Source organism: Pseudomonas sp. HMSC065H01 (assembly GCF_001815235.1).
GTDB lineage: Bacteria > Pseudomonadota > Gammaproteobacteria > Pseudomonadales > Pseudomonadaceae > Pseudomonas > Pseudomonas aeruginosa.
This window is the reverse complement of sequence record NZ_KV819930.1, coordinates 25,930-48,342: the sequence shown is the minus strand read 5'-3', so window position 1 is coordinate 48,342 and position 22,413 is coordinate 25,930. Positions and strand designations below refer to the sequence as shown.

Here is a 22,413-nt window from a genome sequence, read left to right as displayed (position 1 = left end):
TCAGCGGCCGAGCTGGCGCGGCTGCCAGTCCTTGATCACCAGGGTGACGTCGAGGTCCTGGCCGTGCAGTTTCAGGCGCTCGGGTAGCCAGTAGCCGTTCTGTTCGGCGTAGCGGGTGTATTCGATCTGCCAGCCGTCCTGTTCCAGGCGCGCCAGGCGGCTGTCGGCGTCGAGGGTCAGGCGGCTCTTGCTGTCCGGCGCCGGGAGGCCGCGTACCCACCAGAGCAGGTGCGAGACCGGCAGGCGCCAGCCTAGTTGTTCTTCCAGCAGTGCTTCCGGGGACTCCGCCTGGTAGCGGCCCTGACCGGCGACTTCCAGGCTCACCGCGCCTTCACGCCCGGTCAGGCGTGCTGCGCCGCGGCCGAGCGGGCCGGACAGGCGGATGTCGTAGTAGCCCTGGCGCTGCAGCCAGAACAGGGTGCCGCTGCCGGAGTCGCGCGGGGCGCGGATGCCGACCTTGCCGTCGATCTGCCAGGCATCCAGCTCGCTGAGCTGCTGCTTGTGGGTTTTCCAGGTCTGCGCATCGCCCTGGCCTTCCAGGGCTTCGTGGGAGGTCAGGCCGGCGCAGCCGCTGAGCAGGGCCAGCGCGGAGGCGGCGAGGAAAAGACGTAGACGCATGGTTTCAAGGAGTCTCGGCGCCGGTCAGGCGCTTGATGGTGCGGCGCAGCACGTCGCTGTCGGGCTGCTTGTCGAGGTATTCGCGCCAGATGGCCCGGGCGTCGCCCTGGCGCCCCTGGGCCCAGAGGACTTCGCCCAGGTGCGCGGCGACCTCGTGGTCGGGGTAGCGCTGCAGCGCCTGGCGCAGGTAGCGCTCGGCGTCGGCCAGCTTGCCCTGGCGATAGTTGATCCAGCCCATGCTGTCGAGGATCGCCGGGTCGTCCGGGTTCAGCTTGTGCGCCTTGAGGATCAACTCGCGGGCCTCGCCGTAGCGGGTGGTGCGGTCGGCCAGGGTGTAGCCGAGGGCGTTGAGGGCCATGGCGTTGTCCGGCTCGCGGGCGATGACGAAGCGCAGGTCCTTTTCCATCTGCGCCAGGTCGTTGCGCTTCTCCGCCAGCATCGAGCGGGTGTAGAGCAGGTTGAGGTCCTCCGGGTACTGCTTCAGACCCTCCTGGATGGCCTGCCAGGCCTTTTCCTGCTGGTCATTGTTGGACAGCGCCTCGGCTTCGATCAGGTACAGCTGGATGGCGTAGTCGGGTTGCTCGCTGCGCGCCTTGTCCAGGCGCTGGGCGGCTTCGTCGACGCGACCGGCCTTGAGCAGGACGTCGGTCTGGCGCAGTTGCGCCGGGAGGAAGTCATTGCCCGGACCAACCTGGGCGTACTCGTCGAGGGCACGCGCGGTGTCCTTCTGTTCCTCGGCGAGGCGTCCGAGGTTGAAGTGGGCGGCGTCGACGTGGCTGTCGCGCTCGACCAGTTCTTCCAGGTAGATCCTGGCTTCGTCCCAGGCCTGGGCTTCCAGGCAGACCAGCGCCAGGGAGAAACGCAGGTCGTCGTCGTCGGGGAATTGCTGGACCAGTCCGGCGAACTCGGCCTTGGCGTCGTCCAGGCGATTCTGCTCCACCAGCAGGCGCGCGTAGGCGAGGCGCACGCGTTTGTCGTCCGGGTGTTCCTTGATCCCGGCCTTGAGCAGCGGCAGGGCCTCGTCGCTGCGCTTCATGCTCTGCAACAGGCGCGAGCGGAGCAGCAGGGGGGCCACTTCGTGGCGGCTTGCGGAGTTGTCCTCGAGCAGGGTCAGGGCTTCGTCCGGGCGGCCGTCCTGTTGCAGCAGCAGGGCCTTGCCGAACAGCAACTGGCCGTTGTTCGGGTATTTCTTCAACAGGTGGTCGAAGCTCTGCAGCAGGCCGGCGCGGGTATCCGGGTCGGTCTCCGCGGCAGACAGGGCGAGGAAGTCGAAGTGCGTGTCGCCCTGGCCGTTGAGGACCTTCTCCATGTACACCATGGACTCCTCGTAGCGCCCGGCGCGGGCCAACTGGATCGCGGCGGCGCGTTGGGCATCGAGGTTGTCCGGCGCGCTGCGCGCCCAGAGCAGGGAGGTGTCGAGGGCTTCCTGGTCGGCGCCGAGGTATTCGGCGATGCGGAAGGCGCGCTCGGAAACCCCGGGGTCGCGGGTTTTCTGCGCCTGCACCACATAGTTGCTCAGGGCGATGTCGAAGCGGTTGCGCTGCCCGGCCAGTTCGGCCACCAGCAGCGAATACAGGCTGTCCTCGCTGAAGGAGGCGTACTTTTCCGGCTTGGCCTTGGTCTCGACCGCGGTGTCTTCCACCGGCGGGGTGCCATCGGGAGTCTTGTGGATAAGTGACTGGCAGCCGCCGAGCAGCAGCGTGACGGTCAGCAGCGCAAGGGATTTGTTCATAGAGGAAGAAAGCCGGCCTTGAACCTGCGAGGGTGGCGCCATCATGACATAAGCCGTCCGGCAAGCCCAAGGGGGCCGGGACGGGCGTCGACGAAGCTGTCTATGGGGTCAATATATCGGCAATGGTTGTCCTGCCCTTGGCGAAGTAGGAGAATTGCGCGTTTCCCCGATTAGCTCAGCGATCCTGCATGGCCTTCATTGCCCTCGGCATCAATCACAAGACCGCCTCGGTGGCTGTCCGCGAGCGCGTGGCTTTCACTCCGGAACAGATGGTCGAGGCGCTGCAGCAGCTCTGCCGCCTGACCACCAGCCGCGAGGCGGCCATCCTGTCGACCTGCAACCGGAGCGAACTCTACCTGGAGATCGACCATCCGACCGCGGACGACGTGCTCGCCTGGCTGGCGGACTACCATCGCCTGACTCTCGACGAGTTGCGCGCCTGTGCCTATGTGCACCAGGACGAAGACGCGGTGCGCCACATGATGCGCGTGGCCTCCGGCCTCGACTCGATGGTCCTCGGCGAGCCGCAGATCCTCGGCCAGATGAAGTCGGCCTACGCCGTCGCGCGCGAGGCCGGCACCGTCGGTCCGCTGCTCGGCCGCCTGTTCCAGGCCACCTTCAGTACGGCGAAGACCGTCCGCACCGATACCGCCATCGGCGAGAACCCGGTGTCCGTGGCGTTCGCCGCGGTGAGCCTGGCCAAGCAGATCTTCAGCGACCTGCACCGCAGCCAGGCGCTGCTGATCGGCGCCGGCGAGACCATCACCCTGGTCGCGCGCCACCTGTTCGAGCAAGGCGTGAAGCGCATCGTGGTGGCCAACCGCACCCTGGAGCGCGCCAGCCTGCTCGCCGAGCAGTTCGGCGCCCATGCGGTGCTGCTTTCGGAGATACCCGAGGAGTTGGCCAACAGCGATATCGTCATCAGCTCCACTGCCAGCCAGTTGCCGATCCTCGGCAAGGGCGCCGTGGAGCGCGCGCTGAAGCAGCGCAAGCACAAGCCGATGTTCATGGTCGACATCGCCGTGCCGCGCGACATCGAGCCGGAAGTCGGCGAACTGGACGACGTCTACCTCTATAGCGTCGACGACCTCCACGAAGTAGTGGCGGAGAATCTCAAGAGCCGCCAGGGCGCTGCCCAGGCCGCCGAGGAACTGGTCGGCAGCGGCGTCGCCGAGTTCATGCAGCGCCTGCGCGAGCTGGCCGCGGTGGACGTGCTGCGCGCCTATCGGCAGCAGGCCGAGCGCCTGCGCGATGAGGAGCTGGGCAAGGCCCAGCGGCAACTGGCCAACGGTGCCGACCCCGCCGAGGTGATGGCCCAGCTGGCCCGCGGCCTGACCAACAAACTGCTGCACGCGCCCAGCGTGCAGATGAAGAAAATATCCGCCGAGGGCCGCATCGACGCGCTGGCCCTGGCCCAGGAGCTGTTCGCCCTCGACGAGGGCGCGCCGCGCCACTGACCGGTACCTATGCCTGCATGAAAGCTTCTCTGCTGAAAAAGCTGGATGTCCTCAGCGATCGCTACGAAGAACTGACGGCGCTGCTCGGCGACGCCGAGGTGATCAGTGACCAGACCCGCTTCCGCGCCTATTCCCGCGAGTACGCCGAGGTCGAACCGGTGATCCTGGCGTTCCGCGACTACCGCAAGGTGCAGGCCGACCTCGAGGGTGCCCAGGCGTTGCTCAAGGACAGCGACCCGGAGTTGCGCGACCTCGCCGAGGAGGAGGTCGCCGAAGCGCGCGGCCGCCTCGCCGCCCTCGGCGACAGCCTGCAGCGCATGCTGCTGCCGAAGGATCCCAACGACAGCCGCAACGTGTTCCTGGAGATCCGTGCCGGCACCGGTGGCGACGAGGCGGCGATCTTCTCCGGCGACCTGTTCCGCATGTATTCGCGCTACGCCGAGCGCCAGGGCTGGCGGATCGAGACGCTGTCGGAGAACGAGGGCGAGCACGGTGGCTACAAGGAAGTGATTGCCCGGGTCGAGGGCGACAACGTCTACGCCAAGCTCAAGTTCGAGTCCGGCGCGCACCGCGTGCAGCGGGTGCCGGAAACCGAATCCCAGGGCCGGATCCACACTTCCGCCTGCACCGTCGCGGTGCTGCCGGAGCCGGACGAGCAGGCAGCGATCGAGATCAACCCGGCCGACCTGCGGGTGGACACCTACCGTTCCTCCGGTGCCGGCGGCCAGCACGTCAACAAGACCGACTCGGCGGTGCGCATCACCCACATTCCCAGCGGCATCGTGGTCGAGTGCCAGGAAGAGCGCTCGCAGCACAAGAACCGCGCCAAGGCCATGGCCTGGCTGGCGGCCAAGCTCAACGACCAGCAGCAGGCCGCGGCGCAGCAGGCGATCGCCAGCACGCGCAAGCTGCTGGTGGGCTCGGGCGACCGCTCGGAGCGCATCCGTACCTACAACTTCCCGCAAGGGCGGGTCACCGACCATCGCATCAACCTCACCCTGTACTCCCTGGGCGAGGTGATGGAGGGCGCGGTGGAACAGGTGATCGAGCCGCTGCTGCAGGAATACCAGGCCGATCAACTGGCGGCCCTGGGCGACTGACATGACCACTATCTGTACCCTTCTCAAGGATTCCCAACTGCCCGATTCGCCCAGCGCCCGGCTCGACACCGAGTTGCTGCTGGCGGCGGCGATGGGCAAGCCGCGCAGCTTCCTGCGTACCTGGCCGGAGCGCATCGTGCCGCGCGAGGCCAACGAGCGGTTCGACGACTGGATCGCCCGTCGGCGCAACGGCGAGCCGGTGGCCTACATACTTGGCCACCAGGGCTTCTGGAGCCTGGACCTGGAGGTCGCGCCACACACCCTGATCCCGCGCCCGGACACCGAACTGCTGGTGGAAACCGCGCTGGCGACCCTCGCGGCGGACACCGCTACCGTGCTCGACCTGGGCACCGGCACCGGCGCCATCGCCCTGGCCCTGGCCAGCGAACGGCCGCTGTGGACGGTGACTGCGGTGGACCGCGTGGAAGAGGCCGTGGCGCTGGCCGAGCGCAATCGCCAGCGGCTGCTCCTGGAGAACGTCGAGGTGCGCCGCAGCCACTGGTTCTCCGCTCTCGATGGCCGACGCTTCCGGATGATCGTCGGCAATCCGCCGTATATCCCTGCCAGCGATCCGCACCTGAGCGAGGGCGACGTGCGTTTCGAGCCGAAGAGCGCGCTGGTCGCGGGTAGCGATGGCCTCGACGATATCCGCCAGATCGTCGCCCAGGCGCCGCAGCATTTGCTGGACGAAGGCTGGTTGCTGCTCGAGCACGGCTATGATCAAGGGGCGGCGGTGCGCGAACTGCTCGGCGCCCGCGGCTTCGCCGGGGTACATACGTTGCGCGACCTCGGCGGCAACGAGCGGATCACTCTCGGACAATGGGCATGCTGAGCGACGAGGAACTGCTGCGCTACAGTCGCCAGATCCTGCTGGCGCAGGTCGACGTCGAGGGCCAGCTGCGCCTGAAGCGCAGCCGCGCACTGATCGTCGGTCTTGGCGGCCTGGGTTCGCCGGTGGCGCTGTACCTGGCCGCGGCCGGGGTCGGCGAGCTGCACCTGGCGGATTTCGATACGGTCGACCTGACCAACCTGCAACGGCAGGTCATCCACGATGGCACCAGCGTCGGTGTCGGCAAGGTGGAGTCGGCGATGCGCCGGCTGGGCGCGCTGAATCCGCAGATCCGCCTGGTCAGCCATAGCGCCGCGCTGGACGAGGACTCCCTCGATGCCGCCGTGGCGGCGGTCGACCTGGTGCTCGACTGCACCGACAACTTCGCCACCCGCGAGGCGGTCAACGTCGCCTGCGTGCGCGCCGGCAAGCCCCTGGTCAGCGGCGCGGCGATCCGTCTCGAGGGCCAGCTTTCGGTATTCGATACCCGCCGCGACGAAAGCCCCTGCTACCACTGCCTCTACGGGCACGGCAGCGAGGCCGAGCTGACCTGCAGCGAGGCTGGCGTGATCGGTCCGCTGGTGGGGCTGGTCGGTAGCCTGCAGGCGCTGGAGGCGCTCAAGCTGCTGGCCGGTTTCGGCGAACCGCTGGTGGGCCGCCTGCTGCTGGTGGACGCCCTCGGCACGCGCTTCCGCGAATTGCGGGTGCGTCGCGATCCTTCCTGTGCCGTCTGCGGGCAACGCCATGGCGGTTGAGTCGGCCGCGGTCGGCGTTTTCGATTCCGGGGTCGGCGGGCTCAGCGTATTGCGTGAGATTCGCGCGCGCCTGCCATCCGAATCGTTGCTCTACGTCGCCGACAACGCCCATGTGCCCTACGGCGAGAAGAGCGCGGAGTACATCCGCGAACGCTGCGAGCGGATCGGTGATTTCCTTCTGGAGCAGGGCGCCAAGGCTCTGGTACTGGCCTGCAATACCGCGACGGCTGCGGCTGCGGCGGAATTGCGCGAACGTTATCCGCAGGTGCCGCTGGTGGCCATGGAGCCTGCGGTGAAGCCGGCCGCGGCGGCCACCCGCAACGGTCGGGTCGGCGTCCTGGCCACCACCGGAACTCTGAAGAGCGCGCGTTTCGCCGCCTTGCTCGACCGCTTCGCCAGCGACGTACAGGTCTTCACCCAGCCCTGCCCGGGGCTGGTCGAGCGCATCGAAGCCGGCGATCTCTATGGGCCGCAAACCCGGGCACTGCTGGAACGCCTGCTGGCGCCCATCCTCGAACAGGGCTGCGATACGCTGATCCTCGGCTGTACTCATTATCCCTTCGTCAAACCCCTGCTGGCCGAGCTGATCCCGGCGGAGATGGCGGTGATCGATACGGGAGCGGCTGTCGCCCGGCAGCTGGAGCGCGTATTGTCGGCGCGGGCGCTACTGGCCTCTGGCCAGGCCGCGACGCCGCGTTTCTGGACCAGCGCGCTGCCGGAGGAGATGGAAAGGATCCTGCCGATCCTCTGGGGAAGCCCGGAAAGCGTAGGAAAATTAGTCGTTTAGTCGTTCCTGGCAGACGTGTCAGCGATTTTTTGAACTAAAGCGTTTGGTCTAGTATCTGCTTTAGTAAGTGCGCTCTTATAATGCGCAGCTTGAATGCGGGGGCTTTCATGCAACTTTCGAAAAGGACGTTTCAATGAAGAAACTACTTCCGCTGGCCGTTCTGGCCGCACTTTCCTCCGTCCACGTGGCGTCCGCCCAGGCGGCGGACGTCTCGGCCGCCGTCGGTGCGACCGGCCAGTCGGGCATGACCTATCGCCTGGGCCTGAGCTGGGATTGGGACAAGAGCTGGTGGCAGACCTCCACCGGGCGCCTGACCGGCTACTGGGATGCGGGCTACACCTATTGGGAAGGTGGCGATGAAGGCGCCGGCAAGCATTCGCTGTCGTTCGCTCCGGTATTCGTCTACGAGTTCGCCGGCGACTCGATCAAGCCATTCATCGAGGCCGGTATCGGCGTGGCGGCGTTCTCCGGCACCCGTGTCGGCGACCAGAACCTGGGTTCCTCCCTGAACTTCGAAGACCGCATCGGCGCCGGCCTGAAGTTCGCCAACGGCCAGTCGGTCGGCGTTCGGGCGATCCACTATTCCAACGCCGGCCTGAAACAGCCGAACGACGGTATCGAGTCCTACAGCCTGTTCTACAAGATCCCGATCTAGTCGGCACGGGCGAAAAAAGCCGGGTTCATCCCGGCTTTTTCATGCCTGCGATTCTTCCGCCACGCCGCACCGCCCTATGGAAAGAGCGAGCCATTTGGCGGGAGGCGATAGCTCGCTGACGCGCCCTACGCGCGACCATCGCGCGGCGGCAGGTTGCGGAAAGCCGCCAGCGCCCGTTCGCGGCTGGCCTTCAGGTCGACCATCGGCCGTGGATAGTCGACCCCGGCGAACAGCCCCAGGCTGGACGGATCGTGGATCGCCTTGCGCTCCAGGCCGGCCAGTTCCGGCAGCCAGTGGCGGATGAACTCGCCGCGTGGATCGAAGCGTTCGGACTGCGAGAGCGGATTGAACAGGCGGAAGTAGGGGACCGCGTCGGTGCCGGTGGATGCGCTCCACTGCCAGCCGCCGTTGTTCGCCGCCAGGTCACCGTCGATGAGGTGGCGCATGAACCAGCGTTCGCCTTCGCGCCAGTCGATCAGCAGGTTCTTGCTGAGGAACATCGCTACCACCATCCGCAGGCGATTGTGCATCCAGCCGGTGGCGAGCAACTGGCGCATTGCCGCGTCGATGATCGGTATGCCGGTGCGCCCCTGTTGCCAGGCTTCGAGTTCCGCCGGGGCCTGGCGCCAGCGCAGGGCTTCGGTCTCCTCGCGGAAGGGGCGGTGCCGAGAGACCCGGGGGTAGCCGACCAGGATGTGCTTGTAGAACTCGCGCCAGAGCAGCTCGTTGATCCAGGTCGCGGCGCCTTGCTGGCCGCCGCTGAACTCGCCGCGGTTGGCAACCAGCGCGGCGTCCAGGCATTGCCTGGGCGAGAGTACGCCGGCGGCCAGGTAGGGCGACAGTTGGCTGGTGCCGGGAAGCGCCGGGAAGTCGCGCCGTTCATGGTAGTCGGCCAGATGCTGGTCGGCGAAGTCGCGCAGGCGTTCCTGCGCTACCTCTTCGCCTGCCGGCCAGAGGCGGCGCAAGCTATCGGCCGGCCGCGGGAAGGCGGGCACGGCATCCGGCAGCGGGTCGCTGGCCAGCGCGTGCGGTGGCTGGGGCTGCGGACGCGGGCGGACACCCGGCAGGGCCTGGTACAGCCGTTCGTGGCAGACCTTGCGGAACTGGCTGAACACCTGGAAATAGCCGCCAGTTCGGGTCAGCACCGAGCCGGGGGCGAAGAACAGCTGGTCGAGGTGGCTGTGGAAGGCCACGCCCTGTTCACGCAGGCGTTGGCCGACGGCCTGGTCGCGGCGTTCCTCGTTCACCCCGTATTCCTGGTTGACGTGTACCGCGCCGACTCCCAGTTCCCGACAGAGCCGGCCGATGACTTCCGGGGCTTGCCGCCAGTGGCCGCAGTCGCGCACCAGCAGCGGGATGTTCAGCGCGGCGAGCTGGCGTTGCAGCTCGCCCAGGTTGCGCAGCCAGAAGTCGACCTTGCAGGGCGCATCGTCGTGTTCCCGCCACTGCGCCGGGCTGAGCAGGTAGAGAGCCACGCAAGGGCGCCCATCGGCGGCGGCGAGGAGCGCGCTGTTATCGGTGGTTCGCAGGTCGCAGCGAAACCAGATCAGGTTCATCGGAAGTCCGTTCATGGGTTCAACAGACCTCGTTCGCCGAGCAGGCGGCGGGCTTCCAGGGGCGTGCTCGCCAGCAGCAGGCCAGTTAGCGCCAAGGTTTCGAAGGCTTCGCGCTGGATCTCCACGGCCGGTCCGACCAGCACCACCGGGCAGCTCACCCCTGCCAGCAGGCGCGGCAGGTGCTCCGGATTGAGGCGATGACTGGCGTACAGCAACACGCCGCGAGCTTCCAGGCGTTCGCAGGCCAGGGCCAGTTCGGCCGGTGGCAGCGGCCAGTCGAAGACCTGCAGCGGCACCTCGCCGCTGCCGAGCAACCAACTGCACAGCCAGAGGTTCGGTTCCAGCGACAGCTCGGACTGGTTGACCAGCAGCAGCGGCGCGCCCTGTTGCAGCCGTTGCTGGTGATAAAGGCGGGCGCCCAGCTTGCTGCGCAACCAGGAGAAGAAGAAGGCCCGCTCCATGCGCGCGCCGAACTGTCCCTGCCAGCGTCGTTCGAGGTGCTGCAGCAAGGGTTGCAGAAGCTTTTCGCAGAGGGTCGCTACCGGATAGAGCGACGCGGCCTGGTTGAACAGATCGTCGAGGCGTCGCTCGGCCAGCGCGGCGATGGCGTCCAGCAGCTGTTCGTGCAGGCGTTCCCAGGGGGATTCGACATCCGCCGCCGGGGTTTCCTCCGGACGCTCCAGCAGCGCGCGCACCTGGCTGATGGCGACGCCACGCTCGAGCCAGACGAGTATCCGGCGGATGCGCTCGACCTGCTCTTCGCTGTAGAGCCGGTGCCCCTTGCCGGTGCGTTGCGGCACCACCAGGCCATAGCGGCGCTCCCAGGCGCGCAGGGTGACCGGATGGACGCCGGTCAGACGAGTGACTTCGCGGATCGGCAGGCCGCCGCGTTCGAGGTGGGGCGAGTTCATCGGGAAATCCTAGAGCGCGTTGCGCAGGCCGAGTTCGGTCGGGTGCGGTTGCAGGTAGGCCTGCTGGGCGATGTATGCATGCGGGTGGCGACGGAAGTGGTGCTTTAGCAGGGTCAGCGGTACCACCAGCGGCACGCTGCCATGCCGGTATTGCTCGATCAGCTCGCGCAATTCACGCCTGTCTTCGGTTGCGAGGTCGCGTTTCAGGTAGCCGCTCAGGTGCAGCAACACGTTGCCATGGCTGCCGCGGGTCGCGCAGCGGCGCAAGCCCTGCATCAGCTCGCCGAAGTAGCGAGTGCCGAGGGCTTCCGGCTGGTAGTGGCCGGCTTCGCCGAGCAGGCGGCCGAGGCTGCGGTAGTGCTCCGGCGAATGGGCCAGCAACTGGTACTTGTAGCGGCTATGGAAGGCGACGATGGCCGAATGGCTGAGGCCGCGCTGGCGCAGGGCCTGCCAGTGGGCATGGGCATACACGCGGGTGAGGAAGTTCTCCCGCAGGACCGGATCGTGCAGCCGGCCTTCTTCTTCCACCGGTAGCTCCGGCAAGGCTTCGCAAAGGGCTGCGGCGAAGCGTCCACGGCCTTCGGCGCGCGGCGCGCCGCCGCCTTCTGGATAGACCTTGACCCGTTGCAGCCCGCAGGACGGCGAGCGTTGCATGAAGATGAAACCGTCCAGCGTATCCGCCCGTTGCGCCACCCTCCGCGCATATTCGGCGAGCGCTCCGCCGACCGCCAGGCCGTCGCGGCTCCGCGCCTCGGCGGCTTCCGGAGTGCCTTCCAGGCGAATCGCCGGGCGCGGCGTGCCCAGGCCGATGGCCTGTTCCGGGCAGAAGGAGACGAACTCGACGTGTCGCGCCAGTTCCTCGCAAAGCGCGGATCGCTTGTGGCCGCCGTTGAAGCGCACCGGTTCGCCGAGCAGGCAGGCGCTGATGCCGAGTCGGGGCGTCAGGGAAGGGTGAGATTCGTGCATCGGTGTCGTCTCCCGAGGGGAAAGGAGGTTCGCGCGCAGCTCGACAGCCAGGCGGTCATACGACACATCCTAGAACTTATCTTGTACAGGTCAATGTATTTGTATAGGTATTTTCTTGTCACATCGGGCCGCCAGGCGACGGCCCGATCCCCTCAGAGATGTTCCAGCAGGCGCCGCGCGGCTTCCTGGCCGCTGAGCCAGGCGCCTTCGACGCGGCCGCTGGAGCACCAGTCGCCGCAGGCGTAGATGCCCAGGTCGGGATCGCCGAGGGCGCCCCACTGGTGGGCCTCCGCCGGGCGTGCATAGAGCCAGCGGTGGGCGATGCTGAAGGCGGCTTCCGGTACGGCGCAGCCGATCACTTCGGCGAAGGCGCAGCGCAGGTGCTCGACCACGTCCTCCTTGGCCATGTCGATGTGCTGCCGGCTCCACTGGCTGGTGGCGTGCAGCACCCAGGTGTCGAGGGTGGTGTCGCGCCCCGGCTTGCTGCGATTGCAGGCCAGCCAGGCGATCGGACTGTCGTGCACGAAGCAGCCCTGCACCGGGGTGTCGAGTACCTCGCGGAAGCCCAGCGCCACCGCCCAGGTCGGCTCCATGACCACGCTCGCGGCGGTGGCCGCCAGTTTCGGCACGCTGGCCAGCAGCGGCGTGGCCTGGGGAGCGGGGATGGCGATCAGGACCTGGTTGAACGGACCGTGGTTCTGTCCCTCGGCGTCCTGCAGGTGCCAGTGCTGCTTGCCGCGGAAGACCTCGGTGATGCGGCAGGAGAAGACCACTTGCAGATCGGTGAGCAGGGCGCGGGTGATCGCACTCATCCGTGGGATGCCGACCCAGCGTGGCTGCTCGTCCGGGGAGGGGCTCAGCTGGCCGTCGCGGTATTGGTAGAGAGCGGGTTTCCACTCGTCCACCCAGCCTTCCTCGCGCCAGTGTTGCAAGGCGTCGAGGAAGCGCCGGTCGCGGGCGGTGAAGTATTGCGCGCCGAGGTCCAGCGTGCCGGCCTCGCTGCGCTTGCTGGCCATGCGGCCGCCGCTGCCGTGGCCCTTGTCGAACAGTTGTACGGTCTGGCCGGCGGATCTCAATGCGTGGGCGGCGGAAAGCCCGGCGATGCCAGTACCGATGATGGCGATGGGGACGCTCATGACATGCCTCTCTGGTTGTGTAGCGTCTGGACAGGCGAATCAGGTTTCTTGTACAAGCTTGATTTAATGTACAGTATTGCGCGTGCTTCGAGGCGCACCTTGCATCGCGCCGATGGCGCGCCTGCGGCGCACGGCTCGCTTCCTGGCCTGTCGAACCTTCAGACGTTCCGTTCGGAAGTATCAACCGAGTTATCTGAAGAATAGACGGCTGGCGCCGTTCACTAAGGCACCAGTGCGATGCAAGCCCTGTTCCTTGGCTGAGTCGAAAACGACGCCAGGGTTCCCCGGCCGGAGCCGACGGATCTTCCATCCACAGGATAACGCTGGAATGGGGGGAGGATGCACGGTCATCGGGCAGATCGATGTCCAGGGTCCAGACTGAAAGGGCACGCAGGCAAAACGAGGAGACAGCCATGCACATTCTCTTGACCGGCGGTACCGGCCTGATGGGGCGCCGCCTGTGCGCCCGCTGGCGACAGGCCGGGCACCGGCTGACCGTGTTCAGCCGGCGGCCGCAGCAGGTGGAATCGCTGTGCGGCGTCGGCGTGCGCGGCATCGATCGTTTCGACGAGTACGGCGACCAGCCGCTCGACGCGGTGGTCAACCTGGCCGGCGAGCCGATCGCGGACAAACCCTGGAGTCACAAGCGCAAGGCGCTGCTGTGGGAAAGCCGGGTACGCCTTACCGAGCGCCTGGTGGAATGGCTGGACGCTCGCGAGCAGCGCCCGGACCTTCTGTTATCGGGTTCTGCGGTGGGTTGGTATGGCGACAGCGGCGAGCGCCCGGTGACCGAGGAGGGGGCGGCGGCCGGCGAGGATTTCGCCAGCGAGCTATGCCTCGCCTGGGAGCAGATCGCCCGCGAGGCGGAGAAGCTCGGCACCCGTGTCGTGCTGTTGCGCACCGGCCTGGTGCTGGCCCCCGAGGGCGGCTTCCTCGGGCGCCTGTTGCCGCTCTACCGGCTCGGCCTGGGCGGACCGCTGGGTGACGGCCGGCAATGGATGCCGTGGATTCATATCGAGGATCAAATCGAGCTGATCGATTTTCTTTTGCGGCGGCCCGATGCCAGCGGTCCCTATAATGCGTGCGCTCCCAACCCGGTGCGCAACCGCGATTTCGCCAAGGCCCTGGGCCGGGCGCTGCACAAGCCGGCGCGGATACCGACCCCCGGGTTCGTCCTGCGCCTCGGGCTGGGAGAAATGTCCGGATTGCTGCTCGGCGGCCAGCGAGCCTTGCCGCAACGCTTGCAGGACGCCGGCTACCGTTTTCAATTCACCGACCTGGACGTGGCGCTGGCCGATGTCCTGGCCGCCCGACGAAAGGATCAGGCATGACCGAGAATGCCCTGCTGTTGCTCAACCTGGGCTCCCCGGATTCGACCCGGGTGGAGGATGTCCGCCGCTATCTCGACCAGTTCCTCATGGATCCCTACGTGGTCGACCTGCCCTGGCCGCTGCGGCGCCTGCTGGTGTCGCTGATCCTGATCAAGCGTCCGGCCGAGTCGGCGCACGCCTACAGCTCGATCTGGTGGGACGAAGGGTCGCCACTGATCGTCCTCAGTCGTCGCCTGCAGGAAGCGATGAAGCCGCACTGGCCGCATGGACCGGTGGAACTGGCGATGCGCTACGGCCAGCCGGCCATCGAGAAGGTCCTGCTCGACCTGGCGCGCCGCGGTATCCGGCGGGTGACCCTGGCGCCGCTGTATCCGCAGTTCGCCGACAGCACCACGACCACCGCCGAACAGGAGGTGCGCCGGGTGATCGCCGCCCATCGCCTGGGCCTGGAGGTCAGCACGCTGCCGCCGTTCTACGACCAGCCGGTCTACCTCGATGCCCTGGTGGAAAGCGTGCGTCCGTACCTGCAGCAGCCCCACGACCATCTGTTGCTGAGCTTCCATGGCTTGCCCGAGCGGCACATCCGCAAGCTGGTGAAGGATCCTGCCCACGACCTGCAGGCCGAGAACAGCCGCAACGTCAGCCCCGAAGCCCTCGCCCTCTGCTACCGCAGCCAGTGCCTGCGCACCGCCGAGGCCTTCGCCGAGCGCGCCGGCCTGGAGCAGGGGCGCTGGTCGGTGTCGTTCCAGTCGCGCCTGGGGCGCGCCAAGTGGATCGAGCCCTATACCGACGCCAAGCTCGACGAACTGGTGCAGCGCGGGGTGAAGCGCCTGCTGGTGATGTGTCCGGCGTTCGTTGCCGACTGCATCGAGACCCTGGAGGAAATCGGCATGCGCGGCCGCGAGCAGTTCATCAGTGCCGGCGGCGAGGACCTGGTGCTGATTCCCTGCCTCAACGACCACCCCGCCTGGGTCGGCGCCCTGGCCGAGATGAGCGGGCGCTTGGCCAGGCCGCTCTGAGAGCCTGTTCATGATCCGCTGCGCGGCGCGGTATGACGGCTTTGAAGTGCTCATTTGCCGCTCGTCAGCTCCGCTTCCCCGCCCAGCTCGCGAGATGCTGGACAGGCTCTGAGCGCATGCGGCGGCGAATGACCTGGCGGTCATTCGCCGGAACCCGCTTCCCGCATTCAGCAGTTCTATAGTCCCTTGCCCTGGGTATAAGCCCGGATGTTGCCGGCTTATCCTGCCTGTCGACCCTCCCTTCGCATCCGCCGCTTCGGCGGCGTCCAGGAGTTCGGCATGCATAACAACAATAACGGCTATCCCTCCAACCTTGCGGCCTGGACCACGGTGGCGATCCTCATGGTCGCCTATGTGCTGTCCTTCATCGACCGGCAGATCCTCAACCTGCTGGTCGGCCCGATCCGCCGCGACCTGGCCATCAGCGATACGGAAATGAGCCTGCTGATGGGCTTGTCCTTCGCCCTGTTCTACACCCTTTGCGGTATCCCGCTCGGACGCATGGCCGACAACCGCAGCCGGCGCGGCCTGATCCTGTTCGGCGTGCTGGTGTGGAGCGCGATGACCGCGGCCTGCGGTCTGGCGCGCAGCTATTGGCAATTCCTCACCTTCCGGGTCGGCGTCGGGGTCGGCGAGGCGGCGCTGTCGCCAGCGGCCTATTCGCTGATCGCCGACAGCTTCCCGCGCGAGCGTCGGGCGACGGCGATCAGCGTCTACTCGATGGGCATCTACCTGGGCTCGGGGCTGGCCTTCCTGCTCGGCGGGCTGGTGATCAAGTTCGCCTCGGCCCAGGGCGACGTGCATCTGCCGCTGTTCGGCGAGGTGCGCCCGTGGCAACTGATCTTCCTCATCCTCGGCGCCGCCGGCGTGCTCTTCTGCCTGTTGCTGCTGGCTATCCGCGAGCCGGCCCGGCGCGGAGTCGGCGCAGGCGTGGCGGTGCCGCTGGGCGAGGTCGGCGCCTACCTGCGGGCCAACCGCAAGACCGTGCTCTGCCACAACTTCGGTTTCGCCTGCCTGTCCTTCGCCGGCTACGGCAGCGGCGCCTGGGTGCCGACCTTCTTCGTCCGCACCCACGGCTGGGACGCCGGTCATGTCGGGGTGGTCTACGGCAGCATCGTCGCGGTGTTCGGCTGTCTCGGCATCGTCTTCGGCGGGCGCCTGGCCGACTACTGGGCGAAGCGCGGGCGCAGCGACGCGAACATGCGCGTCGGGCTGCTCGCCGCCTGGGCGGTGATTCCCTTCACCCTGGTCTATCCGCTGCTGGACAACGCCAATTGGGCGGCGGCGCTGATGGCGCCGACGGTGTTCTTCCTGAGCATGCCGTTCGGCGTGGCCCCGGCGGCGATCCAGGAGATCATGCCCAACTCGATGCGCGGCCAGGCCTCGGCGATCTACCTGTTCGTGGTCACCCTGTTCGGTCTCGGCGTGGGCCCGACGGCGGTGGCGCTGGTCACCGATTTCGTCTTCGCCGACGACATGGCGCTGCGCTACTCGCTGCTGCTGGTGACCCTGGCCGCGGTGCTCGGTGCGGTGGTCCTGCTGGGGATCGGCCTCAAGCCCTATCGCGCCAGCCTGGAGCACCTGAAGGACTGGAGCCTGCGACGGGAAGGCGAGGGCGGCGAGGATTGGAAGGCGTCCCGGCAGCCGGCCTGACTCAGTAGGTGAGGATGACCCGCACGGTATCGCTGTAGGTACCGGCGGGGACGTTGCCCTGGGCCGGGTTGACGATGGCCCGGTACGGCACGTTCTGCGCGGCGCCGCTACCGGTGCCTGCCTGGGTGTTGCTGGTGGTCCAGACCGTCGAGTCTCCCGGTTTGTAGAGGTTGTACTGGATCGCGTTGGCGCCGCTGAGCATTCGCCGCCAGCCGCCGCTGAAGTTGTTGCCGTTGTCGAAGCCGATGGTATAGGTGGCGTTCAGGGTGCAGCGCACGCCAATGTTCTGGTTCACCGCGGTGAAGGCCGAGACCAGCGCGGCGCTGCCGAAGCTGAGGTCCGGAGCGCTGTCGATGAAGCAGTCCTTGAGCACCGTCAGGGTAACGTTGACGCTGCTGCTGGCGGTGCCGTCGTCGTATACGCAGACTGGGCCGATGCCCGCCGCGCACAGGTGCCAGGCCCAGTTCAGGCCGATGGTATCGGTATAGGTGCCGGCCGGCAGGGTCACCCCGGTGGCGGTGCGCAGGTACAGCGGCAGGCTGCCGTCGGTGGCGTTGAACAGGCCGAGGATGCCGAGGAAGGTGGTGCTGCTCCAGCGTACCGTCGAGCCGACGTTGTAGACGGTGCCGCAGCCGTTGTCCTTGCAGATACTGTAGGGCAGGTAGGTGCCGCTGGCGGCGTTGTACAGCCGCGGCGTGGTGCCCAGCGGATTGGCGGTGCTGGCGATGGTCGCGTCGATGGTGTTGGTGCTGAGGATCGACAACAGGCTGCCGGTGCACTTGAAGCCGGTGGTGCCGGTGATGGTCTGGGCGGTGCTGGCCACGGTGAACGAGCTCAGGCTGCCGAAATTGCCGGTGCCGGAGCTGGTGGTGCAGGCGGCGAGCAGCAACGGGCTGGCGCAGAGCGTAGCGAAGCCGAGCAGGCAGGCGGACGTGGAGTGGCGGCTCATGGCGTATCTCCGATCGGGGCCGAGCAGGTCAGCGGGCCGACCTGGCTGACGGTGGGTTTGCGCGTGTCCAGGCGGAAGCGTGCCTGGCAGGCCCGGCCGTCGGGGCGGACCACGCGTAGCTGGTTGTCGCTTTGCAATCCTTCGAAATAGACCTGGCCGTCCCAGCCGACGCTGGCGCGCTGGCCGCTGCCGGTTTCTTCGGCCTGGCTGCCCAGCGGCAGCGGTTCGCCGCGCTCGTCCACCAGGCTGATGCTGGCGGCGACTACGGCACGGATCGGGAAATCCAGCAGCAGGCCGCTGCCCTGGCGTACCGCCACGCGCTGCTCGACTTCGGGCGCGCTGACGTTGGCCGGAAGGTCCAGCGGCTCGATCTGGAACTTCGCCGGGTAGTAGGCCGCGACCCAGGGCACCAGCAGGTGGCCGTTGTCGTCGGTGCTGCCCATCAGTTGGTTCTCGTAGCGGATCGGCACCTGTGGATAACCCTTGGTGCTGACCAGGACGAAGGCGTCGTTGATCCGGTTGCTGGCGAACACGGCGTTGTCCATCCATACCAGCGAGCCGCTGAGATCGGCCCAGCGCGTGTAGTTGCCGGTCTCGCCATAAAGGCCGCCCTGCAGTTGCACGTTCTGCATGCGCCAGGTCAGGTCGGCCTGCTGGTAGCGGCTGGCGCCGCCGCCATAGCCGAGGTTCCAGCCGAGGCCGCCCTGGCTCGGCGTGGAGCGGCTCCAGATCACCCGCTCGCTGTAGCGTCGGTCGCTGTCGCGGGTGACGCCGATGTTCAGCAGGCCGTTGATGTCGAAGGGAATCACCAGTTGCATCAGCGCGCTGTAGCCGTCGCCGTCGAGATCCTTGTTCAGCGCCAGGTAGAAGCTGCTGCGGCTGCCGATCGGGCGGCTGTAGGAGAGGTTGGCCAGGCGCGTGCGGCTGCCGTCGCGGGCGCGGATGTCGAAGTAGCCGGTACCGATGGTGCCCTGCTCGTCGAAGGTCAGGCTGGCGGTAGCCTGGTCGGTGCGCCGGCTCAACTGGTACTCGCCGTTCAGGGTGCCGAGGTCGCCATAGCCGGCGCTGCGCTCGATGTGTTGCAGGCTGAGGCCGAGCCGTCGCGAATAGTAGGAGTAGCCGAGCAGGTATTGCTGGCCGCTGTCGCCCTGGCCGTCGCTGCCGCTGGCCGCCAGGCTGAGGGTGCCGAAGGTGGCCACGGCGATGTCGCCGCCGATGCCGAGCAGGCGCAGGTCGCTGGCGGCCTCGGCGTGGGTGGAGAGGGTCAGGCGGTCGCTGACGCCGTAGCGGTAGATGCCGCTGGCGGCGTTGTCGGCATAGGAGAAGTTGCGCAGGCCGTAGTCGTCGCGCAGGCGCCCGACGGACAGGTCGAAATCGCTCAGGCCGCGCGCCAGCAGGGTGTTGGATACGTAGAACGGCAGGCTGGTCACCACTTGTCGACCCTGGGCGTCGGTGGTCACCACCGTGGCTTCGCCGGCTCCGTTGATGTACGGCACGTTGCTGATGGCGAAGGGACCGGGTTGCAGGTCGGCGCTGCTGGCCTTGTAGCCGTTGATGAACAGGTCGACGGTGCTGGGTACGGCGGCCTGGCCGTCGAAGCGCAGCAGCGGATAGGTGACCAGGTCCGGACGTACGCCGAAGTTGCGGGCGAAGCGAAAGCCGCCCATGCGTACCGGGGTGGTCCAGTTCAGCGCGCCGTTGACGTAGTCGCCCAGTTGGTAGCTGTGCATGTTGCGTTCGTCGTTGTACAGCCAGTAGGTGTCGTAGCGCAGGTAGCGGCTGTCGAGGTTGTCGGCGTCGCCGAAATAGCGGGTGTAGACGCCGGTGTTGGAGATCACCCCGAAGCCGTCGAACAGGCGTTGCTCGAGCAGCGCGGAAAGCCAGGGCGTGGCGCCGTCGGCGGGGTCCGAGTAGTACAGGTCGTAGTTGAACAGCGCGCCGAGGCTGCTGCGCGCCGGGGCGCGGGCGACCAGTCCGGGATCGTCGAAGCGCTGCTCCGGCAGCCAGTCCGGCGGCACTTGCAGGTGCAGTTGCTGGCTGGCGCTGTCATAGTCCGCCCGGACCTCGGGCAGGGCGTCCACCGCGACCTGTCCGGCGGGGTTGCCAGGCAGGCGCACGCCGGCTTCGCGCAGGGCCGCGGCGTCGAGCAGGTAATGGCCATCGGCGGCGTTGACCGGCACCACCTGGCCGCTGTCGCGGCCGTTGATCACCAGTTCCAGGTAGTAGAGGACGTTGCTGCCGCCGGACGGAGCGGGTTGCGGCGGCGGCAGTCCGGCCAGGTAGTCCGCCGCATGGACAGGGGAGAGCAGCGCCAGGCCGATCAGTAGCGAGCGGTGGTGGCGAGAGCGCCGCTGACACGGGCGAGGCACGGGACCGACGTCCGCCTCAGTAGCCGGGAACGCTGATCGGCGCGTCGTTGTCCGCCAGTTGCAGTTTCAGGGTCATGCCGGCGTCCGGCAGCAGCCCCGGCGGCAGCGGCCAGCGCATCTGCCGGCCGGGCAGCACGTAGCCGAGCAGGCCGTCCAGCAGCGCCAGGCTGCGGCCGTTGCCCTCCCAGCGGACATGGCTGAGGCGGGCGTGCACGCTACCCTCGTTGCGCACCTGCAGGTAACGCTTGCCCTGTTCCTCGACCAGCCGCCAGGCCAGCTTCGGCCGGGTCGCGTCGGCCGGGTCGCGCTCGACATCGCTGCGCGGCTGGGTCCAGACGCCGTCGGCGCTGACGAACAGCGGCACCGAATAGCGCATCTGGAACTGCAGGGCGAGACCGGGGCTTCGTTGCGTCTGCCCCGCGCTGCCGTCGGGCACTTCGTCGATCAGCACCCGATAGGCGTCCTCCGGCGTGCTGGGCTGGCCGCCCTGGCGGATCAGCCGGACCAGCTGCCGGCGGCCCGGCTCGACCTTGACGAAGGGCGGGCTGGGAATCACTGCCTGCTGGTTGCGATAGACGTCCTGGAAATCCGCCTGGGACCAGCCGAGCACGCGCACCTGCAGGGTCACCGGTTGCTTGCCGCGATTCTCCAGCCACAGCGCGGTGGCCGGTTGGTCGGCTTCGATGGCCGGGTTGATCGGCCAGATCAGCACCGCACTGGCGGCTTGTGCCGGGCCGCCCAGGAACAGCGCCAGCAGCGCCGCAAGCCAGCGGCCGGGGCGGAGAGGTAGGTGTGGACTGGGCATGTGATCCTCCATGACGGCTCAGAACGAAAGGGTGACGGTGACGGTATCGCGGTAGTTGCCGGCGGACGGCAGGCTGCCGACCGCGAACAGGCGCGCGTATACCGTGTAGGTCTGGGTGCTGGCGGGAAAGTTGGCGATGGTCCGCGCGAGTGCCCCGTTGCCCCAGACCTGGGAGTAGGCGGCATCCTGGTAGAGCTGGTAGGCGAGGGTCTCGTTACCGCTCACCCGCTTCAGGTAGCGCTGGCTGCTGCTGCCGCCATTGACCCCGTAGTCGAGGGCGACGGAGACGGTCATTCCCGGAGTGCAGGTCAGGACGATGGAGCCGGCCCCGGAGCTGCTGGCGACGTTAACCGGACTGGCCAGGTTGCCGAGGGTGCCGAAGCTCAGGGTGCCGAGGTCATAGGCGTTGTTGCTGATGGCGGTGCCGAAGGCGCAGCCGTTGGCGACCACCGCCTGGACCTGGAAGGCGCGGCTGATCGGCGATGGATCGGCATGCGCGACCAGGTTCGGCAGCGGGAGCAGGAGAAGCGACAGGAATAGACGCCGGCTGGACATCGGCATCACCAACTGATGGTCACGTTGACGGTGTCGCGGTAGGTCCCGGCGACCGGCGTGGTCTGTGCCGGCACCAGGCCGTAGATGGGGTACCACTGGTCGTTGCCGTTGCCGGTGGCGGCAACGCCGGTGGTGTTGTCCCAGACGATGCCGCCGGGGCGGTCGCTGTACAGGTTGTAGGTCAGGGTGAGGGCGGTGTTGGCGATGTTCGCCATGCGCCGCGTGGCGACGCTGCCGTAGAGCCCGCCGTCGAGCGTGATCGCATAGGTCTGGCCGCTGACGCACCTGACCCGGATGGAGCCTGCGCCTTGCTGGCTGGTGGCGCTGATGGCGTTGTTCAGGGAGGCGTACTGGCCGAAGTCGAGGGTGCCGAAGGTGATCGCGCCGCCGCTGCCGACGCTACCTGCCTCGCAGGCCGGGAGCAGCGTGGCGCTCAGGACGATGGTGGCGGTCTGCGCGTTTGCCGGGTTGCAGCCGAGCAGGCAGAGCAGTCCTCCGGTGAAGTAGCGGTTCAGGCTCATCGGTCCCCCAGGACCATGCTGCCTGGCGCCGCGCCTGGCGGCGCGTCTTACCAGGCGATGGTGACCAGCAGGGTGTCGGTGTAGGTCCCCGCCGTCGGCGTGGGTGTGCTTTGTCCGGTGGGCACCACGCGGCCATAGAGGGGGATGTTGACCGCGGTGCCGGTGGAGACCGAGGAGATGTCCACCGGTGTGTTGGCCTGGATCAGCGCGCTGCGCGCGGCGTCCGAATAGATGTTGTAGGCGATGGTGCTGCTGGTGGTGGTGGTGTTCTGCATGTAGCGCTGGCCGCCGCTGGCGTGCAGGCCTGCGTTCACCGTCAGGCTCGGGGTCAGGCCGGTGCTGCACTGGATCTGGATATTGCCGCTGGTGCCGACGGTCTGCGCGTCGACCACGTTGGTGAGGTCGGAATGGCTGCCGAAGTCCAGGGTTCCCCACTGGTTGATACCGCCGCTGACGCTGCCGTTGATGATGGTGCAGCCGGCACCGATGACCATCTGCACGCCGACCTGGCCGATCAGCGTACCGGCGGCCTGGGCGGTGCCCAGCAGGCTGGCGCAGGCACAGAACAACAAGACTGCCGGAATGCGTTTATTCATCTCTAACTTCCTGTCGATAACGAATGTCGGTGGCGCAGGACGATGTTGGCGGATAAATAAAGTTCCCACGACTTTAAATGATCGGCCTTATATATCCGCCAAACTCGAAGTTC

Annotated in this window: 21 protein-coding genes; 9 read left to right on the top strand and 12 right to left on the bottom strand. The window is 67.5% G+C overall.

Translation table 11 applies throughout. From position 1 onward, the window contains the following. Together lolB and lbcA are read right to left on the bottom strand one after the other, a co-directional pair. Complete coding sequence (gene lolB, locus HMPREF3014_RS27335; RefSeq protein ID WP_003095005.1) at nucleotides 1-618, bottom strand: lipoprotein insertase outer membrane protein LolB; 618 nt, start codon at nucleotides 616-618, stop codon at nucleotides 1-3. Nucleotides 619-622: 4 nt separating this feature from the next. Next, a complete protein-coding gene (gene lbcA, locus HMPREF3014_RS27330) occupies nucleotides 623-2,395 on the bottom strand; it encodes a proteolytic complex protein LbcA (protein ID WP_025982305.1) in 1,773 nt (590 codons plus the stop codon). 143 nt (nucleotides 2,396-2,538) lie between these two features. Between lbcA and hemA the strand changes: the two genes are divergently transcribed. From hemA to pagL, 6 genes are all read left to right on the top strand, one after another. Continuing rightward, complete coding sequence (gene hemA / locus HMPREF3014_RS27325; RefSeq protein WP_023087818.1) at nucleotides 2,539-3,807, top strand: glutamyl-tRNA reductase; 1,269 nt, start codon at nucleotides 2,539-2,541, stop codon at nucleotides 3,805-3,807. 17 nt (nucleotides 3,808-3,824) lie between these two features. Next, nucleotides 3,825-4,907, top strand: coding sequence for a peptide chain release factor 1 (prfA, locus tag HMPREF3014_RS27320; protein ID WP_003114692.1), 1,083 nt, complete (start codon nucleotides 3,825-3,827; stop codon nucleotides 4,905-4,907). Nucleotide 4,908: 1 nt separating this feature from the next. Further along, entirely contained in the window at nucleotides 4,909-5,739 is an 831-nt protein-coding gene (gene prmC / locus HMPREF3014_RS27315) for a peptide chain release factor N(5)-glutamine methyltransferase (RefSeq protein WP_003121049.1), read from the top strand. Further along, the gene (locus tag HMPREF3014_RS27310) at nucleotides 5,733-6,491 is read left to right on the top strand and encodes a molybdopterin-synthase adenylyltransferase MoeB (protein WP_023087817.1); all 759 of its coding nucleotides are present in this window, start codon (nucleotides 5,733-5,735) and stop codon (nucleotides 6,489-6,491) included. The genes prmC and HMPREF3014_RS27310 overlap by 7 nt, the downstream gene beginning before the upstream one ends. Further along, on the top strand, nucleotides 6,481-7,278 hold the full coding sequence (murI, locus tag HMPREF3014_RS27305) for a glutamate racemase (RefSeq protein ID WP_003099300.1): 798 nt from the start codon (nucleotides 6,481-6,483) through the stop codon (nucleotides 7,276-7,278). Before HMPREF3014_RS27310 ends, murI begins: the two co-directional genes overlap by 11 nt. Nucleotides 7,279-7,411: 133 nt before the next feature. Beyond that, complete coding sequence (pagL, locus tag HMPREF3014_RS27300; RefSeq protein WP_003099307.1) at nucleotides 7,412-7,933, top strand: lipid A 3-O-deacylase; 522 nt, start codon at nucleotides 7,412-7,414, stop codon at nucleotides 7,931-7,933. A 125-nt stretch (nucleotides 7,934-8,058) separates the two neighbouring features. Here pagL and phrB read toward each other — a convergent pair whose 3' ends face one another. From phrB to HMPREF3014_RS27280, 4 genes are all read right to left on the bottom strand, one after another. Further along, nucleotides 8,059-9,504, bottom strand: a complete 1,446-nt coding sequence (gene phrB / locus HMPREF3014_RS27295; protein ID WP_003121048.1) for a deoxyribodipyrimidine photo-lyase — start codon at nucleotides 9,502-9,504, stop codon at nucleotides 8,059-8,061. After that, nucleotides 9,501-10,400 carry a MerR family transcriptional regulator gene (locus tag HMPREF3014_RS27290; protein ID WP_003094990.1) on the bottom strand — a complete coding sequence of 300 codons (900 nt, stop codon included), beginning with the start codon at nucleotides 10,398-10,400 and terminating at the stop codon, nucleotides 9,501-9,503. The genes phrB and HMPREF3014_RS27290 overlap by 4 nt, the downstream gene beginning before the upstream one ends. A gap of 9 nt (nucleotides 10,401-10,409) precedes the next feature. Further along, a complete protein-coding gene (locus tag HMPREF3014_RS27285; RefSeq protein ID WP_003099314.1) occupies nucleotides 10,410-11,366 on the bottom strand; it encodes a DUF523 and DUF1722 domain-containing protein in 957 nt (318 codons plus the stop codon). Between the two features lie 152 nt (nucleotides 11,367-11,518). Continuing rightward, nucleotides 11,519-12,502: an NAD(P)/FAD-dependent oxidoreductase gene (locus HMPREF3014_RS27280; protein ID WP_003099318.1), complete on the bottom strand. Its 984-nt coding sequence runs from the start codon at nucleotides 12,500-12,502 to the stop codon at nucleotides 11,519-11,521. A 413-nt stretch (nucleotides 12,503-12,915) separates the two neighbouring features. Between HMPREF3014_RS27280 and HMPREF3014_RS27275 the strand changes: the two genes are divergently transcribed. The 3 genes from HMPREF3014_RS27275 to HMPREF3014_RS27265 all read left to right on the top strand — a co-directional run bounded on the left by HMPREF3014_RS27275 (nucleotide 12,916) and on the right by HMPREF3014_RS27265 (nucleotide 16,505). Then, on the top strand, nucleotides 12,916-13,833 hold the full coding sequence (locus HMPREF3014_RS27275; RefSeq protein WP_003457067.1) for a TIGR01777 family oxidoreductase: 918 nt from the start codon (nucleotides 12,916-12,918) through the stop codon (nucleotides 13,831-13,833). Then, nucleotides 13,830-14,852 (top strand): ferrochelatase, encoded by a 1,023-nt coding sequence (gene hemH / locus HMPREF3014_RS27270; RefSeq protein WP_003161397.1) that lies wholly within the window; start codon nucleotides 13,830-13,832, stop codon nucleotides 14,850-14,852. The genes HMPREF3014_RS27275 and hemH overlap by 4 nt, the downstream gene beginning before the upstream one ends. Nucleotides 14,853-15,131: 279 nt before the next feature. Next, nucleotides 15,132-16,505 carry a spinster family MFS transporter gene (locus HMPREF3014_RS27265; protein ID WP_003099328.1) on the top strand — a complete coding sequence of 458 codons (1,374 nt, stop codon included), beginning with the start codon at nucleotides 15,132-15,134 and terminating at the stop codon, nucleotides 16,503-16,505. A gap of 1 nt (nucleotide 16,506) precedes the next feature. Here the strand turns inward: HMPREF3014_RS27265 and HMPREF3014_RS27260 are convergent, their stop codons facing one another. Genes HMPREF3014_RS27260 through HMPREF3014_RS27235 form a run of 6 tightly spaced genes read right to left on the bottom strand, consistent with a single transcriptional unit; the run spans nucleotide 16,507 to nucleotide 22,300 of the window. Beyond that, the gene (locus tag HMPREF3014_RS27260) at nucleotides 16,507-17,454 is read right to left on the bottom strand and encodes a Csu type fimbrial protein (protein WP_003099330.1); all 948 of its coding nucleotides are present in this window, start codon (nucleotides 17,452-17,454) and stop codon (nucleotides 16,507-16,509) included. Further along, nucleotides 17,451-19,823: a fimbria/pilus outer membrane usher protein gene (locus HMPREF3014_RS27255; RefSeq protein WP_023087816.1), complete on the bottom strand. Its 2,373-nt coding sequence runs from the start codon at nucleotides 19,821-19,823 to the stop codon at nucleotides 17,451-17,453. Before HMPREF3014_RS27255 ends, HMPREF3014_RS27260 begins: the two co-directional genes overlap by 4 nt. Before the next feature lie 16 nt (nucleotides 19,824-19,839). After that, nucleotides 19,840-20,628, bottom strand: a complete 789-nt coding sequence (locus HMPREF3014_RS27250; protein ID WP_003099335.1) for a fimbrial biogenesis chaperone — start codon at nucleotides 20,626-20,628, stop codon at nucleotides 19,840-19,842. 18 nt (nucleotides 20,629-20,646) lie between these two features. Next, on the bottom strand, nucleotides 20,647-21,189 hold the full coding sequence (locus HMPREF3014_RS27245) for a Csu type fimbrial protein (protein WP_003099337.1): 543 nt from the start codon (nucleotides 21,187-21,189) through the stop codon (nucleotides 20,647-20,649). Beyond that, nucleotides 21,189-21,704: a Csu type fimbrial protein gene (locus HMPREF3014_RS27240; protein ID WP_003099339.1), complete on the bottom strand. Its 516-nt coding sequence runs from the start codon at nucleotides 21,702-21,704 to the stop codon at nucleotides 21,189-21,191. The genes HMPREF3014_RS27245 and HMPREF3014_RS27240 overlap by 1 nt, the downstream gene beginning before the upstream one ends. Nucleotides 21,705-21,751: 47 nt before the next feature. After that, entirely contained in the window at nucleotides 21,752-22,300 is a 549-nt protein-coding gene (locus tag HMPREF3014_RS27235) for a Csu type fimbrial protein (protein WP_003099340.1), read from the bottom strand. Between the last annotated feature and the right edge of the window lie 113 nt (nucleotides 22,301-22,413).